The sequence below is a fragment of the Geobacillus sp. G4 genome, assembly GCF_040327975.1.
Taxonomy (GTDB): Bacteria; Bacillota; Bacilli; order Bacillales; family Anoxybacillaceae; genus Geobacillus; species Geobacillus thermoleovorans.
This window is the reverse complement of the sequence record NZ_JBEPJY010000007.1, coordinates 24,159-46,458: the sequence shown is the minus strand read 5'-3', so window position 1 is coordinate 46,458 and position 22,300 is coordinate 24,159. Positions and strand designations below refer to the sequence as shown.

General features: G+C 54.0%; 17 protein-coding genes and 1 CRISPR repeat array (1 of these 18 running past the window's edge). Of the genes, 7 read left to right on the top strand and 10 right to left on the bottom strand.

Translation table 11 applies throughout. The features are described 5' to 3' along the window. A CRISPR array of direct repeats spans positions 1-295; the repeat unit is 36 nt; unit sequence ATTATACCACAGCGATAATCTCAGGGGAACTATGAC (it extends 466 nt beyond the left edge of the window). 95 nt (positions 296-390) lie between these two features. The 5 genes from ABS784_RS10160 to ABS784_RS10140 all read right to left on the bottom strand — a co-directional run bounded on the left by ABS784_RS10160 (position 391) and on the right by ABS784_RS10140 (position 9,447). Beyond that, the gene (locus ABS784_RS10160; protein WP_021322012.1) at positions 391-1,317 is read right to left on the bottom strand and encodes an Rpn family recombination-promoting nuclease/putative transposase; all 927 of its coding nucleotides are present in this window, start codon (positions 1,315-1,317) and stop codon (positions 391-393) included. A gap of 142 nt (positions 1,318-1,459) precedes the next feature. Continuing rightward, on the bottom strand, positions 1,460-2,680 hold the full coding sequence (locus ABS784_RS10155) for a TIGR02679 family protein (RefSeq protein ID WP_352512380.1): 1,221 nt from the start codon (positions 2,678-2,680) through the stop codon (positions 1,460-1,462). After that, positions 2,677-6,798 carry a TIGR02680 family protein gene (locus tag ABS784_RS10150; RefSeq protein WP_352512378.1) on the bottom strand — a complete coding sequence of 1,374 codons (4,122 nt, stop codon included), beginning with the start codon at positions 6,796-6,798 and terminating at the stop codon, positions 2,677-2,679. Before ABS784_RS10150 ends, ABS784_RS10155 begins: the two co-directional genes overlap by 4 nt. After that, positions 6,758-7,954 (bottom strand): TIGR02678 family protein, encoded by a 1,197-nt coding sequence (locus tag ABS784_RS10145; RefSeq protein WP_062898334.1) that lies wholly within the window; start codon positions 7,952-7,954, stop codon positions 6,758-6,760. The genes ABS784_RS10150 and ABS784_RS10145 overlap by 41 nt, the downstream gene beginning before the upstream one ends. Positions 7,955-7,956: 2 nt before the next feature. Next, on the bottom strand, positions 7,957-9,447 hold the full coding sequence (locus ABS784_RS10140) for a TIGR02677 family protein (protein ID WP_062898333.1): 1,491 nt from the start codon (positions 9,445-9,447) through the stop codon (positions 7,957-7,959). A gap of 144 nt (positions 9,448-9,591) precedes the next feature. On the opposite strand from ABS784_RS10140, the gene ABS784_RS10135 reads away from it, so the two are divergent. From ABS784_RS10135 to ABS784_RS10120, 4 genes are all read left to right on the top strand, one after another. Then, positions 9,592-10,197, top strand: coding sequence for a hypothetical protein (locus tag ABS784_RS10135; protein ID WP_318538571.1), 606 nt, complete (start codon positions 9,592-9,594; stop codon positions 10,195-10,197). A 474-nt stretch (positions 10,198-10,671) separates the two neighbouring features. Continuing rightward, entirely contained in the window at positions 10,672-11,574 is a 903-nt protein-coding gene (locus tag ABS784_RS10130) for a glycine betaine ABC transporter substrate-binding protein (RefSeq protein ID WP_031206583.1), read from the top strand. 16 nt (positions 11,575-11,590) lie between these two features. Further along, positions 11,591-12,718 (top strand): betaine/proline/choline family ABC transporter ATP-binding protein, encoded by a 1,128-nt coding sequence (locus ABS784_RS10125; protein ID WP_011229819.1) that lies wholly within the window; start codon positions 11,591-11,593, stop codon positions 12,716-12,718. A 254-nt stretch (positions 12,719-12,972) separates the two neighbouring features. Further along, positions 12,973-13,602: an ABC transporter permease gene (locus tag ABS784_RS10120; RefSeq protein ID WP_011229818.1), complete on the top strand. Its 630-nt coding sequence runs from the start codon at positions 12,973-12,975 to the stop codon at positions 13,600-13,602. A gap of 224 nt (positions 13,603-13,826) precedes the next feature. On the opposite strand, the gene ABS784_RS10115 is transcribed toward ABS784_RS10120, so the two are convergent. From ABS784_RS10115 to gatC, 4 genes are all read right to left on the bottom strand, one after another. Beyond that, on the bottom strand, positions 13,827-15,131 hold the full coding sequence (locus ABS784_RS10115) for a homocysteine synthase (RefSeq protein ID WP_352512375.1): 1,305 nt from the start codon (positions 15,129-15,131) through the stop codon (positions 13,827-13,829). Positions 15,132-15,306: 175 nt separating this feature from the next. After that, complete coding sequence (gene gatB / locus ABS784_RS10110) at positions 15,307-16,737, bottom strand: Asp-tRNA(Asn)/Glu-tRNA(Gln) amidotransferase subunit GatB (protein ID WP_031212135.1); 1,431 nt, start codon at positions 16,735-16,737, stop codon at positions 15,307-15,309. Between the two features lie 13 nt (positions 16,738-16,750). After that, positions 16,751-18,208, bottom strand: coding sequence for an Asp-tRNA(Asn)/Glu-tRNA(Gln) amidotransferase subunit GatA (gene gatA, locus ABS784_RS10105; protein ID WP_011229791.1), 1,458 nt, complete (start codon positions 18,206-18,208; stop codon positions 16,751-16,753). A gap of 12 nt (positions 18,209-18,220) precedes the next feature. After that, the gene (gatC, locus tag ABS784_RS10100) at positions 18,221-18,511 is read right to left on the bottom strand and encodes an Asp-tRNA(Asn)/Glu-tRNA(Gln) amidotransferase subunit GatC (RefSeq protein ID WP_011229790.1); all 291 of its coding nucleotides are present in this window, start codon (positions 18,509-18,511) and stop codon (positions 18,221-18,223) included. 158 nt (positions 18,512-18,669) lie between these two features. Here gatC and ABS784_RS10095 point away from each other — a divergent pair, with 158 nt between their 5' ends. From ABS784_RS10095 to ABS784_RS10085, 3 genes are all read left to right on the top strand, one after another. Next, the gene (locus ABS784_RS10095) at positions 18,670-19,176 is read left to right on the top strand and encodes a hypothetical protein (protein WP_011229789.1); all 507 of its coding nucleotides are present in this window, start codon (positions 18,670-18,672) and stop codon (positions 19,174-19,176) included. 29 nt (positions 19,177-19,205) lie between these two features. Beyond that, positions 19,206-19,979, top strand: a complete 774-nt coding sequence (locus ABS784_RS10090; RefSeq protein ID WP_023633358.1) for a VOC family protein — start codon at positions 19,206-19,208, stop codon at positions 19,977-19,979. A gap of 134 nt (positions 19,980-20,113) precedes the next feature. Beyond that, a complete protein-coding gene (locus tag ABS784_RS10085; RefSeq protein WP_020279425.1) occupies positions 20,114-21,556 on the top strand; it encodes a flavin monoamine oxidase family protein in 1,443 nt (480 codons plus the stop codon). A gap of 22 nt (positions 21,557-21,578) precedes the next feature. On the opposite strand, the gene ABS784_RS10080 is transcribed toward ABS784_RS10085, so the two are convergent. Then, positions 21,579-22,142, bottom strand: a complete 564-nt coding sequence (locus ABS784_RS10080) for an LOG family protein (RefSeq protein WP_023633360.1) — start codon at positions 22,140-22,142, stop codon at positions 21,579-21,581. Positions 22,143-22,300 lie beyond the last annotated feature (158 nt).

Sequence of the window (22,300 nt, the reverse complement as noted above, 5' to 3'; positions counted from 1 at the left end):
ACCACAGCGATAATCTCAGGGGAACTATGACTTACGAAACAATACAAAATATAGTAGCATTATTATACCACAGCGATAATCTCAGGGGAACTATGACCTTCCGCTTGAATAATTGCGCGCGACTCACATTATACCACAGCGATAATCTCAGGGGAACTATGACTACAACATCATACTCAGAAGTAGAAGAATGATTATACCACAGCGATAATCTCAGGGGAACTATGACTGTTTTTAGAACATCGTATATCCAAAATCTATTATACCACAGCGATAATCTCAGGGGAACTATGACAAACGCATAAAACCATTGTCGTCGATCCCCCGGGATTTTTGCACGATTGGGGGTCGACGACAATGTGAGGCTCGACGGCGAAGAGTCTGCTCTGCTTACCCCTTCACCCGTTCGATCTTCTCAACCGGCAGCCCGGTCAGTTCGTGGATCGTGTCGACATCATACCCTTTCGCCAGCATTCTCTTCACCACGTCGAGCTTCCCTTCCTCAATCCCTTGTTGGCGCCCTTGTTTAATACCTTGTTTGATCCCTTGTTTGACCCCTTGTTCGATTCCCTTCTCGATTCCCTTTTCCATTCCCCGCTGTTCGTACGAGACGATGAGCTCCATCACTTGCTTCGCCTCCTTCGTCTCCATTTGGCTCACCTCGTTTCGCAGTTTCGCTTCCTCCTCTTCGGACAACCGCAAATACGTTTCAAAAAAACCGAACAACAGCCGCTGTTTCGCCTCATCGAGCTCAAGGCGGACGAGCATGCGCAAAAATTCTTTTTTCACTTCGACCTTTTCTTCTTCATTATACCCCATTTTGCTTAACAAGGCAGCGGCGACGGGATTGTCATGGCGGATGTACGCGCGCCACGGCAGTTTGCGCAGCTCCACCGTCAAGTAACGAAAATCGAGAACCGTCAAAAACGGAAACTGGACGACCAATGAGGAAGGTTCATCGTGGTGTTCATCATAGCTGAAGATGGCGATCGGAACAATGCGGCGGCGGTATTTTTGAAACAAGCGGCTGAAGTAGAGGAACATTCGCTCGGGGAAGGTCCGCTGTGCGTAGCTTTGGTGTTCGACATGAACAATGACGAGCCCGTCTTCCCCTTTCATCTTCGTTTCCACCAACAAATCGACGCGGTGCTTCTCTCCGGCCGTCACGTCGGTAAACAGTTCTTCTGTGAGGAAAGAAAGGTGGTGAACGTCGATGTGCTCGTACACGTTGGGAAAGAAAAGAAGCAAAAACTCTTCGAAAAACGTCGACAGCAGCTCTTTGAACAACCGGTCGTGATCGATTCGCTGTTTGGCCACGTTTTCCCTCCTTGCGACATGGAATTCACGATATGTATTCGCTCTACGCGACGCAATTCCTTCTCATGAATGTAACTTTTTAGGAAGGAGACCCGATCGCTTTGGGCTCCTTCCCTTGTCCTTCCTCTAGCTCGTGAATGGACTACCCGTTGATATCCCCTGTCAACCTCCCAATGATCGCCTCTTGATACCCGGCTTTTTTCTTTCGCCCGATGGCTTCTTTCACCGGCCGCAATGGTTCCGATGTGACGGATGCGAGTTTGGCGAGGCGCTCGGTTGTGAGTTCAACGACTGGGTTGGCGGCCGCATAATCGTCCAAGGAAAAGCGCCAGAGCGTGACGGCCTGTCCATACCGTTCAAGCAGCCGCTCTGCCATGGCCAATCCTTCCGGATCGAAGTCGCCGGAGTAATACAGCTTGGCGCCTGAAGAGGCGAGAAGATCGAGCAGCTTCATCGTCGCCAAGTTCATTTGCCCGTTCGTGCTGACAAGCGGGGCGCGGGTGTCAAGCAGCGTCGAAAAGACGCCCGCGTTTTCGACAATGTACACCGTCCCCCCATGGGCAGGGCGGGCGCGGACAAGCGACAGCACATCTCTAAGCGGCATGTTCAGCGCCGTGTTCGCCTCCCAGGCAGCGGAGAAAACAGGATGCGGTCCGTCCTTGGTTTCAGCAAGAATGTTGGCGCATGTGACAAAGTTCAGGATATCCTCACGGAGCAAGCCGACGGACTGGAGCAACTCGTTGACGCTCTCTACAGATGCCATGTCCCAATCCCCGGGCACGGTCGCTTGCAACGCCGAAAGCAACAATCTCCCCGGTAGCGTGGACAAATCGAACGCATGCGGGTCGCCCGCCACTTGCTGGGCAAAGAGCGGGAGGCGCATGTATGACGGGAGCGGGAGGCGGCCGAGAGCCGCGCTGACAAGGCGGATGGCCTCCTCCAGGCTGCGGCGGTCGGTTTCGTACGCCGTTTGGACGAAGCGCTGAGGGCGGACCGACTCAACCCAATGATGCTCCTCGGTCAGACGCGCAAAAAAACGATCCCGTTCCTCTTCCTCCGCCTGGCGCCGTTCTTTGTTTGAGACAAGCGGGGCGCCGAAGTACTGTTCAAGCAGCTCGACAAGCCCAACGCCCGCAAACCTCGTCTGTCCGAGCTGTTTTTCAAACGCGATAAGGGAGACGCGGGAGACGTCTTTGCCGAAAAAGGCGGCCACCGCCTCCCGCTCTTCATCGGTGAACGCCTCTAAAGACACCGCGCCGCCGACGCGGCCGAGCGACTCGTACTTGTGCTTCATCTCGATAAACAGACGGCGGAAGCCCGGTTCAGAGCGGAAAAAGGCAGCCGCCTCCTTGGCCGTGCTCACGTCTCGATCGTCTCCCATTCTTTATCATTGACCATCAGCTGTTTGACGCGGCCGTTCCAACGGTAATGAATGACGGTCACAAACGACGCATTGCGCGGGCGGACGAGTTCGCAAATGGACAACGCGGGCACGGTGTCGTAGTCGCCCCAAAGCGCCTGCGAGTTCATGATATAGTTAAAGCCGAGCTGTTCGACAAGTCCGAACAGGTTGCGGATGTTGTTTTCATCGACGCCGGCGAACGCCTCGTCGAGCGAAATGATGTACGGGGCATCATCGCCCGCTTCTTGGTAGCGCGAATACGCCGCGGCGAAAAGCGGAATGTACATCGCCATCGCCTTTTCCCCACCGCTGAATTGGTAAAAGCGGTGGTTCGTCAGCTCGCGTTTCGGCTCGTTTGTTTTTTCATAGTACAAAGTGAAGGAAAACCATTTCCGATAGTCGAGCACTTCTTTAATGATTTGATGGAGCGTGCTGCCTTGGCCGCGCTCTTCAAGCAATTCGCGGGCGCGGGCGATTTTCGAGCGGAAATGGTTCGTCACTCGCTGTAAATCTTCCTCTCTAAGCAGCCGCGGATCGAGCCGCAACAGGCGCACCAATTCTTTCGTATCGAGCTCCGCTTCCGTCTCCGCCGTTTTCGGCTTCCATTGAATGGACAGCACAAGCCCTGATGATGTGTCGAGGCCGCCCATCAGTTTATTCATATCATTCACCCACCGTTCGGCGCGCTGAATGCGGCTGCGCAAAATGCGGCCGACTGATTTTAAGATGACGTCCTCATACAGCTCGCGGTCTTGTTCTTTCATATACTCGTGCTGCAAGACGATGTCGCGCTCCACTTCCGCCAGCACCGCAAACGGCGTGGCGCGCTCGCCTTTGTAGTCGAGGTAAATGACGTGCCGTTCTTGTTTCTCCCGCCAGTCCGCGGCTTTCATGGCCATCTCATCGTCTGGGGCAGCGGCGGTCCATTCGGGCTTCGTTTGTTCTTCCAGCGGCTCGAAGGACGCCCGGTATTCGGTCAAGTTGGACGACTCTTGGAAAAAGACGGTGTTCAGCCGCGCCAGAAGCGAGGAACGCGTCTCTTTTAACACTGCTTCGTACCGTTGTTTCGCTTCTTTCGCCTGCTCCAGGAGGGAGCGGGAACGATCAAGATCCACAAGCCCAAGCGCCGCTTCACGGGCAAACGACTTTTCCCACATCGCGGCGAGCTCGCGGGCGAACGCTTCCCGCCGCGCCTCTTTTTCCCGTTCTTCGGCCAGGCGCATGAGCTGCTGTTCCGTCCGCGCCCGTTCGTTGACAAGGCGCGGAATTTCGCGGCGCAAAGACGCCAACCGTTCTTGAATGCGGGCGATTTCGGCGCGAATGTCATCCGCTCCCATTTGTGCGAGCGTCCGCTCCATCTCCGCGATTCGCAAGGCGAGCCGCTCGGTTTCATCCCGAAGTCGATTTCGTTCGCCTTTCGCCTCGTCGATCTCCGCTTCCAGCACCGCAAGCTGCTCGCGCTGCTGAGCGATCACGGCTTCGGTATGGCGCGTTTCGCGGTAAAGCACTTCGAGTTCGTGCAAATGGCGGACGTACGATTTCATGGCGAGCATGGCTTGTTCGCAGCCGTCCAAGGTGAAGGCTAAATCAAGCTCAGCCGATTCGTCACGAAGCTGCTGTTTGATTTGTTTCCATTCGCGCGCAAGGAGGGCCGCTTTTTCTTCTTGCCGCTTCCATTCCCGCTCTTTGCTTTCCGCTTGGCGGCGCGCTTCTTGCGCTTCGTCAAACGCGGTGCGCACGTCGCGGTCCGCCGGGAAGGACGCCAACCAGTCGGCGAGCGCTTGAATGGCCGCTTCCACGGCCGCATGCGCCCCACGCAGACGGTCGATCTCTTGCCCCATCGCGGCGATCTCCGCTTCCAGCGCCGCGATGTTTTCAAGCCGCCACCGCTCGCGCGCCGCACGGCCAATGAACGCCGCCTTCGATCCCCGCGGTGCATGGCCGCGGACAAGGCCGAGCGAATAGCGCCCCGTTTCATCGATCGTCATGCCGCCTTCTTGGTCGGCATCGGTGATGACGATGCTTCGGAGCACTTCGTCAATCCGCTCCATTGACACAGGGGCATCCGCATCTGGGCGCAAATAATCGGCCAACGTATGCACCATATGAACCGGTTTCGGGATGAGCACACGGTCGCAGTCGACGTCGACATCGCGGGCCGCAATGAGGGCGTCAAGCAACCCAGCGTGCGAAAGCGCCGATTCGATCCGCTCGCGCACATCGTCAGGCACATCGTCGACAAATTCGACCGCGGCATAAAACGGGACAAACGGAATCCCTTCCCGTTCCAATGCCAAGCGGGCGGCTGTCGTTTGTTCATCCCGTTCGGGTTCAGGGTCGCGTTGTTCCCGCCATTGACGCAGTTCGGCCTCACGTTCTGCCCGTTTCTCTTCCAACAGACGGATGTCATGTTCGAGCCGCCATTTCTCATCCTTTTTCTTACCGACGGCATCGTAATACGCTTGAACGAACGGGCGCTTCAGATCATCGAGCGAATACAGCTCATAGAGGGCGCCCATTTGTCGCAAAAACGCCTGAATGTCCGCTTCGGAAACGTCGATTCCTCCTTGCTCGACCCAGGCAAGCACGGCTTGTTCAAACCGCTCTTTCTCCTGCTCGAGCAGCTCTTCCCATTTCTGTTGCTGATGACGCCATTCGTCCATTTCCCGCCGCCGCTCGCCCGCTTCGGTGCTCGCTTCTTCATAGCGTCGTTTCACATCGTCATGCCTGCGCCAAAGGCGCGCCAACTCCTCGAGCTGCTCGATATGGCGGTCAGCTTCCTGTTTCCAAGCGGCAAACGAAAACTCTTGTTGCTTTTGGCGATGGCGGTGAAAATCGTCTTCGTTCGTTTCATGCAAAGAAAAGGCTCCTTCTTCCGCATCCGCTCGCAGCTGCGCCAACTCGTCTTCAAGTTTCCGTTCAAGGTCATCCAGCCGCGCTTCCGATTCATCGAGGCGGCGGCGATGTTGGCGTTCCAGCCGTTCTTTTTCCGCGATCGTCTGCTCGTGCCGCTCCCACCGCTCCTGCAGACGCTCCCTCTCCGATTTCAACTGTTCATACTTCTCCGCTTGCTGGAACACTTCGTGGCCAGCCAAGTCGATTTCACGTGAACGCAGCACGTCTTCTTCACGGCGGAGGCGGGTGATGGACTCATCAAGCTCATCAAGCGTCTTTCGCGCCTGCTCTTCTTCATCGTGAAGGCGGTGTTGTGCAGCAGCGAGCTGTTCAGCTTGCTTGACCGCTTTTACGTATTCTGTCGCCTTTTCGGCGATCATATATTCGTTGTAAAGGCGGTATTGATCGCAAAGACGCTTCAACGCCCGCTCGTCGCGTTCGAGCTGCTCAAGCTGCTGCTTCGCCTGGTCCATGTTTTCGATCGTGTCCGATAAATGGCGGAGCTCGTCGTCGGTCAACGGAGGCAGCGAGCTTTCCAAAATTTCATAAATCACGGTCGGCTTAAAGTCTTTGGACAGCTTCGGGCTGCGCAGTTGAATGAGCAGCTCGATCAATTCTTGAAACGCCTCAAGCGATTCAAAGCGAAACACATGCTTATTGACGAGCTCCATATAGTCTTTTTGCGTCTCGACGACCGTCCCGCCCGCGCCGAGCGCTGTGGCCAGCTCCCGCTTGGTCAGCGGGATTTTTTCACCTGTTTTTTCTTGTTTATACAACTGAAGGTCATAGCCGATGCGGCGGTTGTCAAAGAGGACAAACCCCCAGAAATCGAGGCTTTTTTGCCGCTTCGCGCGCAGGCCGATGCCCGTTGTGACGTATTGGTCGGATTCTTTCCGTTTATATTCCAAAAACAAATACCCGGTCCGCTCATCGCGATTGACGACATCTTTTTCCCCAAGCAAGTAGTCTTCCATGCGCCGCGCCCGTGAACCGAACGGATCGAGGCGATCGGGCGTCTTCTTGCCGTCTAAAAGCACCGGGATCAAGCTTTGCATCGTCACCGACTTGCCCGCCCCGTTGCTTCCCCGCAAGAGCAGCTTACCGTCAGCGAAATGAAAATACTGCTCGTCGTAATACCAAAAATTAATCAGCCCCGCACGATGAAGCACCCATGGATTCGCCATGTTCTCCTCCCTCTTTCGCGTCAAAATCATCCGGATACCGTCCCGACATCCGCCCGAGGAGGGGATAAAGGACGATCATTCCGGTGTCGTGCTCCACATCGGCCATGCGCCATTCGTTGAGCGCCGCAAGCACTACGCGGACAAGCTCGGCAGCCGACATGTCGCGGTACGTTTTCCCCCACCCAGCCCCGTAGCGGCGCCGGCAATCGGCAAGCCAGGCGGAAAATTGTTCAGGCGTCAATCGTATGCGGCCGTATTCATCCGGCGGATATTCCCCAAGCCGCTCGCGCACCAAGGCGGCAAAATGAAGGATGACCTCCGACGTTCCTTTCTGATCAGGAAATACGGTGTACGGCGCCTGCCGTTCGGGAAGCGTCAACATGGCGGCGTTTTTGTACAATTCATACCGAAACGGCGTATGCGCTTCGATATCATCCCGCAGCCGATGGCGGAAGTTGCGCAAGTAGTAAAAGTCTTGCTCGTCCCCTTCCGTCCGGTGCACCGCCGGGGATAAAAACAGCTTTCGATACAGGCGATGGCGCCGATAATCTTGCGGTGATGCTTTCCACTCCTCGGCGAGCAATTCGTCGATCGATTCATATTGCAACAAATCTTTCGGATACGTGCGCATAAAATAACGAGCCAACACTGGCACTTCGTACAACGCCTCTTCCTCCACATGCTGGGCGAACGCCTCAATCTCCCCATCCATCCGGCGGACGAGTCCGATTTGTTCCGCCGTTTTCAACACGCGGATGAGCGCGCGCCGATGCGAATAGTTCGTCCAATCGACCGGTAGATCACCCGGGTACATGGCGCGGATTTCTTCACATACGTCAGAAAGCAAAAACTTTTCTTCCACTGCTTTTCCTTCCAAATACGCCATCAAACAGCAAAACAACGCATAGTCAAGCGGCTCTTGAAACGACTCGATGCCCATCCACGGCTCCGGTTCGGCGGGAATTTTCTCGAGCTTGGCAAAATAGCGGTGAACGATGAGCCGATAGCCAAACTTCTCCTCCACATACTTTTTCAACACATGTTCGCGCTCACGGACGAGCTGATACAAATCCGGCTCTTTGTCGCGAATGATCCAAAATTGTTCGAACAGCGCGGCGAGCGCCTCTTTCGCCTTGTCGTCAAACGCCGTTTCCATCCTCACTCACCTCGCGAAAGCACATGAATTTCGTAGTTCGGCATTACGAGTTCTCCATCTTCTGCGCGAAGGCAAATCGTCCCCTCTTTGTTCACCACGTTGACAACCCACCCGTTTTCCGTCTTCATTGCTTGCCCCTCGCGCCCCATCGCTTTGGCGATCCAGCCGAGCAGCGTTTTCCGTACGTATGGGGTCACCTCAGGAAGGTCGGCAAGCACGATTTTCCCGTCGGTCACAAATTGCTTCAGCTCGGCTTCCTCGCGCGCTTTTTCTTCCAAATAGCGAAGACGCGCTTCTTCTTTCTCCCGTTCTTTGTCTTCAATCGCCTGCGGCTTTTTCTTTTCCCCATAATGGCGGACGCGCGGTTTCGTCACCCACTCGGCTGGCGGCTCGTCCCATACGTCGCGGTATATGTTGTCTGTCGCCCCGAAATCGGCGACGAGATGTTTCGTATGGAAGCAACCGAACACGACCGCTGACAGGCAGTGCGCCTCTTCAATCGATTCAAGGCGGGAAAACCAACGGGCCAAATGCAAGTAGTCGCCTTTGCGGCTGCGAAAATGGTGATGCCGCTCGCCAAGCCGTTGCACGACGCGCGTCAGGCGGCGAATCGCCTCATTCGTCTGGTATTGCAAAAACGAAAGCTCGCTCTCGTGCCCATCGCGGCCTAAAAACCATTCGCACAGGCTGCGCCACGTCTCCCATTTTTCTTCAATCTGGACAGCGCGCGGCGGCAGCGCATCGGCAAAGCGAGGGATGGACCTCTCATAGTCGACGACATGCTCGATGAACTGCCGAACCCCGTCTTCCGGCAAGTCTTCAAGCAATTGCTCAATCTGTATCGACGTTTTTTGCAAGGCGACGATAAAATCGCGCAAATAAGCAGTAAACTGCTCTTTATAAACGAGAAACGACTCCGATGTCATCCGCTCTTCCAAATTTTCACCGTGCAAATAAGCGATATAGTCGGCGGAATTTTGGATGATTTTTTTGAAATAATCGAACGTCTCTTCCCATACTTGATGCATTTCATCCGGCTGCTCTTGAAAATCAGAGGCGATGATCGTTTCCATGCGAGAAAGAGAGGCATACAAACGGTCAAACCGCGTTCTCTCGAGCGACCCCCCAAATGAATCCCCAAGCTGCTCGAGCGTGCGGATCATCCGTTCGATTTCGACCGTGTACGGGCTGCATTGATAGCGGAACCGCTTTTTCTTAAACTCTTCAATCGTCCGCACGTGAGAAGTCTCTTGACGGGCGATCAAGTTGTTCCATTTGACGAGCTGGTCGAGGTCTTGCTGCAGCTCTTCCTCAGTGTAATCGGCAAACTCCTCGTGCTGCTTTAAAAAGGCGTACACTTCTTCCGGAAACAAATATTGCCGCATCCGCTCGTGCTGAATGTAGAAATAGCGCAAAATCGCCCGGTAGCGGTGCGCGTTTTCCGTCGATAAATATTTTGTTTCGACAATGGGCTTCAACCACGTGGCGTCCATCTCCGTCCACCTTTGCTTCGGTTTTTTCCTATGTTTATTGTAACGATTTTCTCCGCTCTTTTTCTAGCAAAAACCGTTTTCCTATTTTTTCTCGCCATCGGCGCGCGTTTTTTGTAAAATAGAGGGGAAAAGGAGGTGAAACGAATGGAAGCGTTGCTGCGGGAAATTTTGCATGAAGTGAAAGCGACGCGCACGGCGGTCGAGTCGCTCGAGCAGCGGGTTGGCGCCTTGGAGGGACAAGTGGCCAATCTCAATGAAAGAACGGGTGCCCTTGAAGTGCTGGCGGCCAACCTTAATGAACGAACGGGCGCTCTCGAAGCGCAAATGGCCCAGCTCAATGAGCGGACGAGCGCCCTTGAGCAACAATTCACTCAGCTGAACGAGCGGACAAGCAACCTCGAACACCAAGTCGCCCAACTGAGCGAACGCATGGGCACCGTCGAACACCAAGTCGCCCAACTGAACGAACAGACGAACACGCTTGCACGGCGAATCGACCTGCTTGATGAGCGCACGAACGAAACGAAGGCGATCGTTGAAGCGCTCCGCCATGGGCAAGAAGTGCTGACCGCCAAATACGAGGCGATGGCGCACGACCTTCATCATATGAAAGGCGACCTCACCCGTATCACATCCATCCTTGAAGACAAAGTGCTGCCTGCCCTCGCCGAACATGAAGCGGGACTCTCTGTTTTAAACGCCCGCGTCTTCAAAACGGAAAGCGCCCTTCATCGCCTTGTTTATGCGTAACACGTTCCCCACAGAGAAATGTTCAACACCTATTCCCTTTTCACTAGGCAGCCGTGAGCTGCCTTTTTTGTTCGAGTGTTTATCGATTAGCCTTCACCTTGACCATTTGCCAAGGCGCCGGCCTTCTCGCGGCAAGTGGTAGCATCACCCCGCACTCTCGATGAACGGCGCGGGTCATGCCTGGCTGGCGCATCGATGGATGAACACGAGGCTTATGCAAACATCTCGAATTCGGAGCATCTAGGAGGATTCGCAAGCATTCCCGAGCATTTTTCAGGATCAAGGAGGAGAGAACGCTCATCGCCGCGAGAGCAAGCGAGAAGCAAACATATCGGCCGATACCAAATTTGCCAGCCGCACCCAAATTACGGTATCCTTTGTTTGTGACGCTTTTTCACCTCCCTCCGCGTCCTTTTGCTGCTTTTTTTATCCCCGTTCATTTGTATGATATCAGCTGAAAAAGAAGGAGGAATTGTGTTGCGAAAATGGATGATGATTTTGCTCGCTGTCGGGCTTGTATTTGGACTAGCGGCCTGCAGCGGAACGAGTGATGCGAAAGGAAAAATTGTTATCAGTGGGAAGAAGTTTACCGAGCAAGTTATTTTGACGCATTTACTGGCGGAGTATGTGAAGGCCAACACCGATTTGGACGTGGAAGTGAAGGACAGTCTAGGCGGCGCGTTTATGCTCCAGCAGGCCATTGAAAATGGCGATGTCGACATGTATGTCGAGTACACGGGGACAGGGTATTTGAACATTTTAAAACAGCCGTACGATCCTAAAAAGACGCCCGAACAAATTTACAACGAAACAAAGAAATTATATAAGGAAAAATACAACATCGCTTGGCTCAAACCACTCGGGTTTAACAACACCTACGCCTTGGCCATGCGCAGGGACCTCGCGGAAAAGCTCGGGGTGAAAACGTACTCCGATTTGGCGAAACATTCGTCTTCCCTCACCTTTGGGTCAGACGCCGAGTTTTTTGAGCGAAGCGACGGCTATGACGGGCTTGTTGATACGTACGGGTTTCAGTTCAAGAAAAAAGTGACGATCGACCCAGACTTGCAATACGAAGCAGCGAAAAATGGAGAGATTGACGTCATCACCGCCTACACGACCGATGCCCGGATAAAAAAATATGATTTGGTCGTATTGAAAGATGACAAACAGTACTTCCCGCCGTACCACGCCGTGCCGATCATCCGCCAGGAAGTGTTGGATGCCAACCCGGATCTCGAAGAAAAACTGAACAAGTTGGCCAACATTTTGACCGATGAAAAAATGATGGAACTAAACGGCGAAGTGAACTTGGAAGGAAAACGGCCGCGTGAAGTGGCGATTGACTTCTTAAAAGCGGAAGGACTGATCGACTAGAAAGCGAGGAATTTGGATGATTCGATTTGAAAACGTCACGAAACAGTATGAGGACGGCTTTGTCGCCTTAAAAAATATCAATCTTGAAATTCGCAAAGGCGAGCTTGTCGCCCTCATCGGGCCGAGCGGCTGCGGGAAAACGACGACAATGCGGATGATCAACCGCTTGATCGAGCCGACATCAGGCAAAGTGTACATCGATGGGCAAGACATTTCCCAGCTTGACCCGGTTGAGCTGCGGCGCAACATCGGCTACGTCATCCAGCAAATCGGGCTGTTTCCGCATATGACGATCGCAGAAAACATCGCACTTGTGCCGAAACTAAAAAAGTGGGAAAAACACGCCTATGAAAAACGGGTTGACGAATTGCTTGAGCTCGTCGGATTGGATCCAGCGACGTTCAAGCATCGCTATCCGTCGGAGCTCAGCGGCGGGCAACAGCAGCGCGTCGGCGTCGTTCGCGCGTTGGCCGCAGAACCGGATATCATTTTGATGGATGAGCCGTTCAGCGCTCTTGACCCGATCAGCCGCGAACAGCTGCAAGATGACATCGTCCGCTTGCAAGAGGAGATTCACAAAACGATCGTCTTTGTCACCCATGATATGGATGAAGCCATTAAAATCGCCGATCGGATTGCGCTCATGAAAGACGGGGAAATCGTCCAGTTTGCGACGCCGGACCAAATGCTTCGGCGGCCGGCGAACTCCTTTGTCCGCGAGTTTATTGGTGAAGACAGGCTGCGGATCCGCCATACGGCCGTGCCGACGGCGGAGGATTTAATGTCGGCTGACGTCGCGACGATCTCGCCGCGGCGCGGCTTGGCCGAAGCGTTCCGATTGATGAAAGCGAAAAAGGTCGACAGTTTGGTCGTCGTCGATAAAAAGCAGGTCTTTCTCGGCATCGTCACCTTAAAACAAATCGAACAGCGCTACCAAGAAGAACATTTATTAGTCGCCGACATCGCCGACTACGATGTGACGACGTTGTCGAAAGAAGCGGACGTCACCAACGTCGCCGCCCTGTTCCAAGACCCGGATGTGCGCATCATTCCGGTGTTGGACGGCGACCGGCTCGTCGGCGGGATCACGCGCTCGAGCATGATGCGCGCACTCGCGGAGTGGACGTTCCAGCAACATGCCTAATGCCAACGAAGACGGGCGAATGGGGGCTTGAAAAAACGATGCCGCCCCGTTTCTTGTCATCTAGCCAGAAACGTTGCCGCGGCCGTCGCCCCGCCTGAATCACACGTCTCATTTTGAAAAGACAAGGCCGCTCCAAGCGGGCTTGCCGATGGGATTCGTTCCGCTAGTGAACCAAAACCTTTTCAAGTTTTCGGTCTCAGCCCATGACCAAGCGGCAGCCACCCGCTGCCGCTTTTCCGCCAAGGAGGGATACGATGGAATTATTGCAGACGTTTATCGAACGAAAGAATGATATTTGGATCGCCTTTCAAGAACATGTGCTCTTATCCGCCATCGCTATGAGCATTGCGATCGTCATAGCCGTGCCGCTCGGTGTGGTGTTGACGCGGTATCGCAAACTCGCCGAGCCGATTATCGGCATTGCCGCCATCATCCAAACGATTCCGAGCTTGGCGTTGCTTGGGTTTATGCTGCCGATTTTCGGCATCGGCAAACTGCCGGCGATTATCGCCTTGACGCTTTATGCCCTATTGCCGATTTTGCGTAACACGTACACGGGCATTCTCGGCGTTGACCCGACGCTCGTTGACGCCGGACGAGGGATGGGGATGACATCGCGGCAAATTTTATGGATGGTCGAGCTTCCCCTCTCGCTTCCCGTCATTATGGCCGGCGTGCGCACCGCGACGGTGCTGACGATCGGCGTCGCCGCCTTAGCGACGTTTATCGGCGCCGGCGGGCTTGGCGACTTGATCGACCGCGGTCTGCGCATCGCCGACAAAAACTTAATTTTAGCCGGCGCCATCCCAGCCGCCATGTTGGCGATTGTGTTTGACTGGCTGCTGCGCAAAGTGGAAAAGAAAGTGACGCCCAAGGGGCTGTAATCAGCCCTTTGGCGCCACCCCAACAAGAATTCGAACACCGCGTCCCTGCCCTTCCACCTCGGAACGGCCGGAACAGGCTGGCGTCAATACTAATGAGTCTCTCCCTCAGATCATGCGAATAGGGAACGCATATTCGAATAAAGAACCATCGTCAAGCGTTTTCCGTATAGAACTCCCCGCACTTTGAAAGCCACCCGCTCGCCGGGTGACTTCGTCCTTCCTAACTATTTCACCCCCACCGTCTGACTCTGGCGAATGGCTTGGCGCAAGTCGTCCAAAATATCGTCGATCGCTTCGGTGCCGACAGACAGGCGCACAAGGCCTGGGGTGACGCCGGCGGACAGCTGTTCTTCCGGGGTCAGCTGCTCGTGCGTCGTGCTGGCTGGGTGGATGATGAGCGATTTCGAATCGCCGATGTTGGCCAAATGCGAGAACAGCTTCACCGAGTCGATCAATTTTTTCCCGGCTTCGACGCCGCCTTTGATTTCAAACGTAACGATCGCACCTTGCCCGTTTGGCAAATACTTTTTCGCGAGTTCATGTGACGGATGGCTTGGAAGCCCTGGATAGCTGACGGATTCGACGGCTTCTTCCTCTTCCAAAAACTTAGCAACAGCGAGCGCATTTTCGCTATGACGCTGCATCCGCAAGTGAAGCGTCTCTAATCCTTGCAAAAGCAAAAACGCATTAAACGGCGACAGCGCTGCCCCTAAGTCGCGCAAGAGCTGGATGCGCGCTTTCGTGATGTACGCCGCTTCGCCGACGGCGTCCACATACACCAAACCATGATAACTCGGATCAGGTTCGGTGAACTCCGGAAACTTGCCGCTCCCTTTCCAGTCAAACTTGCCGCTGTCCACAATCACACCGCCGATCGAATTGCCGTGCCCGCCGATGAACTTCGTCGCTGAGTGGACGACGATATCGGCGCCGAATTCAATCGGCCGCAATAAGTATGGACTGGCCACCGTGTTGTCGACAATGAGCGGAATGGCGTGGCGATGGGCGATGTCGGCCACCACTTCGATGTCGAGCACATCGTTTTTCGGGTTGCCGATCGTTTCCGCAAACAAGGCTTTCGTTTTGTCGGTGATCGCCCGCTCAAAGTTTTCCGGATCGGACGGATCGACAAACTTCACCGTAATGCCAAACTTGCGCAGCGTATGGGCGAACAAGTTGTACGTGCCGCCGTAAATGGACGAGGACGAGACGATTTCATCGCCCGCCGAGGCGATGTTGATGATCGAATAAAACACCGCCGCCTGCCCTGATGAGAGCGCAAGCGCCCCGATCCCGCCTTCAAGCGCCGCGATCCGTTTTTCAAGCACATCGTTCGTTGGGTTCATAATGCGCGTATAAATAAAACCTTCCTCTTTCAAACCAAACAAATTGGCCGCATGCTCGCTGTCGCGGAACACATATGAACTTGTTTGGTAAATCGGCACCGCCCGCGCGCCCGTTTCCGCATCCGGTTTTTGCCCGGCGTGGATGGCGAGCGTCTCCGGGCGGAAGGTTTGTTCATTGCTCATCGTTTCCTCTCCCCTCTTTGACCCTTCGAGATTTCATATCCTACTAAATCAATTGGTTTTTTCTTATAAAAAATCTATCATTCGATCACAACGTTTGTCAATTGTATTTTTTTAATAGTGCAAAAATTTTTATTGAAAACAGAGCCTGCCGGTGGGCAGGCCTCCTATTGTTTCATTATCGTTTTCCAATTTCCTCTACTAACAGCTTATTGACAAGCGGCGGATTCGCTTGTCCTTTCGTCGCTTTCATCACTTGGCCGACGAGGAAGCCAAGCGCGCGGTCTTTGCCGTTTTTATAGTCTTCGACCGACTGCGGGTTGGCGTCGAGCACTTCGAGCACGATTTTGCGCAGCGCTCCTTCGTCGGAAATTTGCACGAGCCCTTTTTCTTTGACGATTTTCTCTGGATCGCCGCCGTGTTCGACGAGTTCTTTGAACACTTTTTTGGCGATTTTCGACGAAATCGTGCCGTTTTGGATGAGTTTGATCATTCCAGCCAAGCTTTCCGGCGTCAAGGCGATGTCATGGAGCTCTTTTTGCTCGGCGTTTAAGTACCCGGATACTTCGACCATGAGCCAGTTCGACGCCAGTTTCGGATCGGCGCCGTTTGCGACGGTCGCTTCAAAGAAGTCGGCCATTTCTTTTGTCAGTGTGAGCACTTTGGCGTCATACTCCGGCAAGCCCCACTCTTCGACATACCGCTTCCGGCGGGCGTCCGGCAGCTCCGGAATCGAGGCGCGGACGCGCTCTTTCCATTCGTCGTCAATATAGAGCATCACCAAGTCCGGCTCTGGGAAGTAGCGGTAGTCTTCCGAACCTTCTTTGACGCGCATCAAAACGGTCGTTTTCGTCGCTTCATCAAAGCGCCGCGTTTCTTGACGGATGACGCCGCCCGAGAGCAAAATTTTCTCCTGCCGCTTCGCTTCGTATTCCAACCCCATGCGGACGAAGTTGAACGAGTTGAGGTTTTTCAATTCCGTTTTTGTGCCGAACTTGTCCGAACCGAGCGGGCGAAGCGAAATATTGGCGTCGCAGCGAAGCGACCCTTCTTCCATTTTGCAGTCGGAAACGCCGGTATATTGGATGATCGCTTTTAATTTTTCCAAGTAGGCGTACGCTTCTTCCGGCGAGCGGATGTCTGGCTCGGAGACGATCTCAATGAGCGGCGTCCCTTGACGGTTAAAATCCACGAGCGAATAGCCGTCGCCCGTATGCGTCAGCTTGCCGGCGTCTTCTTCGAGATGGATGCGGGTGATGCCGATTTTTTTCTTTTTTCCGTTTACTTCAATTTCAATCCAGCCATTTCGGCCAAGCGGCTGATCGTATTGCGAAATTTGGTACGCTTTCGGGTTGTCCGGATAAAAGTAGTTTTTGCGGTCGAATTTCGTCTCGGTCGCGATTTCGCAGTTTAACGCCATCGCCGCTTTCATCGCAAACTCGACCGCCTGTCGGTTCAACACCGGCAGCACGCCTGGATACCCTAAGTCAATGACGTTCGTTTGCGTGTTCGGGGGCGCGCCGAACGCGTTCGGGCTGCTGGAGAAAATTTTCGATTTCGTTTTCAGCTCGACGTGCACCTCAAGTCCGATGACCGTTTCAAAGTTCATCACCTAACCTCCCTTACAACACCGGTTTTTGCTTATGGTAGTCGGTCGCTTGTTCAAAAGCGTGGGCGACGCGGTAGACGGTGCTTTCATCAAAGTGCTTGCCGATAATTTGCAAGCCGACCGGCAAGCCATCAACAAAGCCGCACGGCACAGAAATCGCCGGTACACCCGCAAGGTTGACTGGAATCGTTAAAATGTCGTTCATGTACATCGTCAGCGGATCACTCGTTTTCTCGCCGATTTTAAACGCCGGCGTCGGCGTTGTCGGGCCGATGATGACGTCATATCGTTCAAATACGTTTTCGAAGTCGCGCTTGATCAACGTCCGAACTTTTTGCGCTTTTTTGTAATACGCATCGTAATAGCCCGAGCTTAACGCGAACGTCCCGAGCATAATGCGGCGCTTGACCTCCGCCCCAAACCCTTCGCTTCGCGTCAGTTTATACATATCGATCAAGTTTTTCGCGTTGTCCGTCCGATAGCCGTAGCGGACGCCGTCAAAGCGAGCCAAGTTCGCTGATGCCTCGGACGAAGCGAGCAAATAGTACGTCGCCAAGGCGTATTTTGAATGCGGCAGCGACACTTCTTCCCACGCCGCGCCAAGCTTCTCAAGCACGGCAAGCGCCGCAAGCACTGACTGGCGCACGCCTTCATCGACGCCTTCACCTAAATATTCTTTCGGCACAGCGATTTTCAACCCTTTGATATCGCCCGTTAACGCCTCCACATAGTTCGGCACTGGAATGTTCGCTGAAGTCGAATCCATCGGGTCGACGCCCGCGATCGCTTGCAATACATACGCGTTGTCTTCGACCGTGCGCGTAATCGGGCCGATTTGGTCCAGCGACGACGCAAACGCAACAAGCCCGAAGCGCGAGACGCGTCCGTACGTCGGTTTCAACCCGACGACCCCGCAAAACGCCGCCGGCTGGCGGATCGAACCGCCCGTATCAGAACCTAAAGCAAACGGCACTTCGCCGGCCGCCACCGCCGCCGCCGAACCGCCGCTTGAGCCGCCCGGAACGCGCTCTAAGTCCCACGGGTTGCGCGTCAGCTGAAACCCGGAGTTTTCCGTCGACGAGCCCATGGCGAACTCGTCCATGTTCAACTTCCCGATCGTGATCGTCCCTGCGGCATTCAACCGCTCCATGACAGTGGCGTCGTAAATCGGGTCAAAGTTGTACAAAATTTTGCTGGCGCATGTCGTACGCAGCCCTTTTGTGACGATGTTGTCTTTAATGCCGATCGGCAAGCCGAACAGCGGGTTCGTTTCTTCGCCTTTGGCGAGCTGGTTATCCAACTCTTTCGCTTTCGCCCGCGCCTGTTCTTCATTTAATGTTAAAAACGCTTGCACTTTCTCTTCCACTTCATCGATGCGGCGGTACGATTCGTCGACTAAATCGGAAATCGACACTTCTTTTTTCTTCAGCAACGTATGTAATTCTGACACGGAATGGTCAAAAAGCGACATAAATCCCCCTCCTTACTCTAAAATGGCCGGCACACGGAACTGGCCGTCTTGCTGATCTGGCGCGTTTTTCAACACTTCTTCGCGCGGCAGCCCCGGTTCTGGAATATCCTCGCGCATCACGTTTCTCATATCAAGCACGTGCGAAGTCGGCGGAACGTTCTCCGTATCCAATTCATTCAGCTGCTCGGCAAACGTAATAATCGCATCGAGCTGTTTCGTAAACATCTCGGCCTCTTCATCCGTAATCGCCAACCGCGCCAAATCGGCGACATGTTTCACTTGTTCAATCGAAATTCGCGACATTGTATTCACCTCCGACATGGTCGACCTTCCACAATACTATGATGATACCAAACGTTTAGGAAATAAAGCAACCGTCTGGCCCTCTTTTGCCTAGTTGCCCGTTGACGAAAACGAACATATGTACTATAATGGCCATAACGGACAAAAAAGGGGGAATAATGACGATGAGTGACGCTTTGCTCGCCCAAGTGCTTGACCGCTTGAACGCGATGGACGGGACGCTGCAAAAGCTCGTGGAAGGCCAAGAGCGGCTCGAGCGGGAACAAATCGCCATTCGCCAGGAACAAGAAGAAATTCGAAAAGAACAACAAGAAATCCGAAAAGAGCAGCAGGAAATCCGTTTGGAACAACAGCGTCTGCGTCAAGAACAAGATTCGCTTCGCGCCGGGCAAAAGGAATTGAACGGCATCGTGGCCGCTCTTCTCCACCGCCAAGACGAAACAGACGCCAAACTGGAAGCTCTCGCCGCTGACGTCCACCAGCTTCACCAGGAATTTGCCTCATTGAAACAAACGGTGGACCGCCTCGAACAAAAAATGGACTCCCGTTACGAACAATTGGCTGCCCAAATCGAAGACATCAAGCTGGACTTGAATTTTATCGCCCACCGCACCGTCGACAACGAACGAATCATTTACAAGCTGAAAGAAATGTTGTTCCGCTGATCGATTCCATCTAGGAGGAGGTCGCCGCCATGAATGTCGCGTTTGACCATCTCGTCCACTTAACCGAACGACCGGAGCAAGCGAAAACGGCGTTTGAACAATGGGGGTTTACAGCCATCCACGGCGGCCGCCATCCGTCATGGGGAACGTATAACGCATTATGCTGCTTCGAGCATTTGCGCTACATTGAGTGGATCGGCATCGCCGATGAGCAGACGGCGAAAACATGCGGAAATCCGCTCATCGCCCAGCTTGTCGCCGACCGCCAAGAAGGAAACGGCTTCTCCCAATTTGCCTTCCGCACGAACAACATCGGAGCGGTGGCGGCACATCTCAAACGAAACGGGTTTACCCCAATCGGTCCGCTCCCCGGCAGCCGCGAGCGCGATGACGGCAAGCGGCTGACATGGTCGATGCTGTTTATCGAAGACGACACAGACGGTGCATTTCGCTATCCGTTTTTCATCCAATGGGGCGACGGTGATGACGTGCGGATGAACGAGCTGGCGCCGCTCATGCACCATCGAATCGGGGCTTCTTCTTTGTCGTCCATCGGCGTCTATACGCTTGACCTTCGCCGCGCCATCGACGCGTATCGGCGGCTGTTTGGCCTTCCTGTCCCTCGCTTTGGGCGCGATGAGGCAGGGGCGTACGCTGAACTAGCCGTCGGCGGCATCGCCCTTTGTTTTTATGAAGCCGACCATCGACCGTCAACGCGCCCTTTTTTGTGCCGGCTTGTGGGCATGCAGGAGCAGCGCCGCATCGAAATCGATGGCGGGACGTATATCGTTTCCAGGCCGTGACGGGCATTCCTATTCTCACATACTCCCCTTTGCCGCGGAATAAGATGGAATAACCGCACCTTCATCCTCGCGCGGTGAAAACGGCAAAGGGGGATTCAAACGTGGCACATCCTTATGTGTTTCCGAAACTCCCAATGGAAACGATGATTGCGATCATCCGAAATGGGTTGACGAAAACATCCACCCCTCAAAACATCGTCATTATCGGCGCCGGAATGGCCGGACTTGTCGCAGCGTCATTGCTGAAGCAAGCCGGCCATCGCATCACAATTCTTGAAGCGTCCGAGCGGGTCGGCGGCCGAATCTACACGCTCCGCTCCAACTTTCGCGACGACCAGTATCTTGAAGCTGGCGCCATGCGCATCCCGCACACCCATCAATTGACATTGGAATACATCAAAAAATTCAACTTGCCGCTTCACCCGTTTATCAACAGCACTCCGCGCGACATTCTGTATTTTCGCGGCGTGAAAGCGCGCCTTGGTGAATATGAGCGGCATCCCGACCTCTTTGGCTTTCCGGTCGCCCCGCATGAACGAGGCAAAACCGCTTCCCAATTATTGCAGATGGCGATTCGTCCGGTCATTCAATTCATCGAACAAAATCCGGAAAAACATTGGCCGATTGTCATTGAACAGCTCGACCGCTACTCGCTGGACGCCTATTTGCGCTACAACCCATTCGGTCTACCGTTGTCCGTGGGAGCCATCGATATGATCAAAGCCGTTCTCTCGTTAGAAGGATTCCCTGAACTTTCGTTTCTGGAGATGCTGCGCGAACTGATGGTGCTGTTTACGCCGAATATTCGCTTTTATGAAATTGTCGGCGGCAACGATCGGCTTCCCAAAGCTTTTTTGCCGCAGCTGAAGGACGAGATTTTCTTTAGCCATAAAGTGCAAAAAATCGTCCAGCACGAAAACGGCGTCACCATCCACGCCACCCATACAAAAATTCTCCAGCCGTTTCAAATCACCGCAGATCGCGTGATCGTCACCATCCCGTTTTCGATTTTGCAGTTTATCGAAATGGAGCCGCGCCATTCGTTTTCCGAAAACAAATGGAAAGCGATCCGCGAACTGCATTACGTCGGCTCGACGAAAACCGGCATCCAATTTAAAACACGATTTTGGGAAAAAGAAGGGATGTTCGGCGGCAAAACGGTCTCGGACTTGCCGATTCGATACACCCAATATCCGAGCCAAGGCATCGGCACGGCAGGGCCTGGCGTCGTATTGGCGAGCTATACGTGGGAAGACGACACGATCCCGTGGGACAGCTTAAGCGATGAAGAGCGGCTTGAATACACGCTCAAAAACTTAGCTGTCCTCCATGGCGAACAAGTGTACCGTGAATTTGAAACCGGAACAAGCCATAGCTGGGTTCGCTATCCGTACTCCGGCGGCGCCTTCACGATGATGAAGCCGAATCAAGTGACGGAGCTGTCGCCGTATATCGCCGCTCCCGAAGGAAGGGTGCATTTTGCCGGGGAACACGCTTCCACCCACCACGGATGGATTCAAGGCGCCATTGAATCCGGCATCCGAGCCGCTTATGAAGTGAACAATTTGCCAGCTTAGCAGGAAGCGGCAACCCGTTCCTTCATGTTCCAGAACAGCGATGATGGCGGAACGTCTTCATCCGCTCATACAGCGTCGAAACATCCTCAGCACTGACAATCAGATCGAGATCTTCCGGCGCGGCAAATCCGTTTTCGACTGTATGCCGAAGCAAATGAAGAAGGGGGTCGAAAAACCCGTCCACGTTGAGCAGGCCGATCGGTTTTTGGTGGAGGCCGACGCGCGACCATGAGAGCACTTCAAACAGCTCTTCATACGTCCCGTACCCTCCTGGCAGGGCGATAAACCCATCGGCCGACTCATACATTTTCGCTTTGCGCGTATGCATTGTATCGACGACCAACAGTTCGCTCAATCGATTATGCGCCACTTCCCGATCCTTCAAAAATTGCGGAATGACCCCAACCACGCGCCCTTGATGCCGAAGCGCCGCCTCCGCGACTTCCCCCATCAAGCCGCGTTTTCCGCCGCCATAAATGAGCGTCATGCCGCTTCGGGCTAAAAACGTTCCGAGCTCTTTCGCCGCTTCCTTGTATTTTACGCTTTGTCCATAACTTGATCCGCAAAACACACAGATGGCTTTCATGATCGTGACACACCTTTACTCGCATCTAGGTCTTCATTATTTTATCAGTCTGTCCCCCATCCGGCAAATCACACCGACAGGCTGCCACCGAATCCGTTTACACCAGCCTTTTCGAACCGCAACATCGCAAAAAACACATCCCCTCTGGCTCGTCCAGA

What these genes read in the sequence shown, in the direction of transcription:
- ABS784_RS10150 (WP_352512378.1), bottom strand. Translation starts at nt 6,798, where the DNA reads ATGGCGAATCCATGGGTGCTTCATCGTGCGGGGCTGATTAATTTTTGG.
- ABS784_RS10145 (WP_062898334.1), bottom strand. Translation starts at nt 7,954, where the DNA reads ATGGAAACGGCGTTTGACGACAAGGCGAAAGAGGCGCTCGCCGCGCTG.
- ABS784_RS10140 (WP_062898333.1), bottom strand. Translation starts at nt 9,447, where the DNA reads ATGGACGCCACGTGGTTGAAGCCCATTGTCGAAACAAAATATTTATCG.
- ABS784_RS10135 (WP_318538571.1), top strand. Translation starts at nt 9,592, where the DNA reads ATGGAAGCGTTGCTGCGGGAAATTTTGCATGAAGTGAAAGCGACGCGC.
- ABS784_RS10125 (WP_011229819.1), top strand. Translation starts at nt 11,591, where the DNA reads ATGATTCGATTTGAAAACGTCACGAAACAGTATGAGGACGGCTTTGTC.
- ABS784_RS10120 (WP_011229818.1), top strand. Translation starts at nt 12,973, where the DNA reads ATGGAATTATTGCAGACGTTTATCGAACGAAAGAATGATATTTGGATC.
- ABS784_RS10115 (WP_352512375.1), bottom strand. Translation starts at nt 15,131, where the DNA reads ATGAGCAATGAACAAACCTTCCGCCCGGAGACGCTCGCCATCCACGCC.
- gatB (WP_031212135.1), bottom strand. Translation starts at nt 16,737, where the DNA reads ATGAACTTTGAAACGGTCATCGGACTTGAGGTGCACGTCGAGCTGAAA.
- gatA (WP_011229791.1), bottom strand. Translation starts at nt 18,208, where the DNA reads ATGTCGCTTTTTGACCATTCCGTGTCAGAATTACATACGTTGCTGAAG.
- gatC (WP_011229790.1), bottom strand. Translation starts at nt 18,511, where the DNA reads ATGTCGCGAATTTCGATTGAACAAGTGAAACATGTCGCCGATTTGGCG.
- ABS784_RS10095 (WP_011229789.1), top strand. Translation starts at nt 18,670, where the DNA reads ATGACGATGAGTGACGCTTTGCTCGCCCAAGTGCTTGACCGCTTGAAC.
- ABS784_RS10090 (WP_023633358.1), top strand. Translation starts at nt 19,206, where the DNA reads ATGAATGTCGCGTTTGACCATCTCGTCCACTTAACCGAACGACCGGAG.
- ABS784_RS10085 (WP_020279425.1), top strand. Translation starts at nt 20,114, where the DNA reads ATGGAAACGATGATTGCGATCATCCGAAATGGGTTGACGAAAACATCC.
- ABS784_RS10080 (WP_023633360.1), bottom strand. Translation starts at nt 22,142, where the DNA reads ATGAAAGCCATCTGTGTGTTTTGCGGATCAAGTTATGGACAAAGCGTA.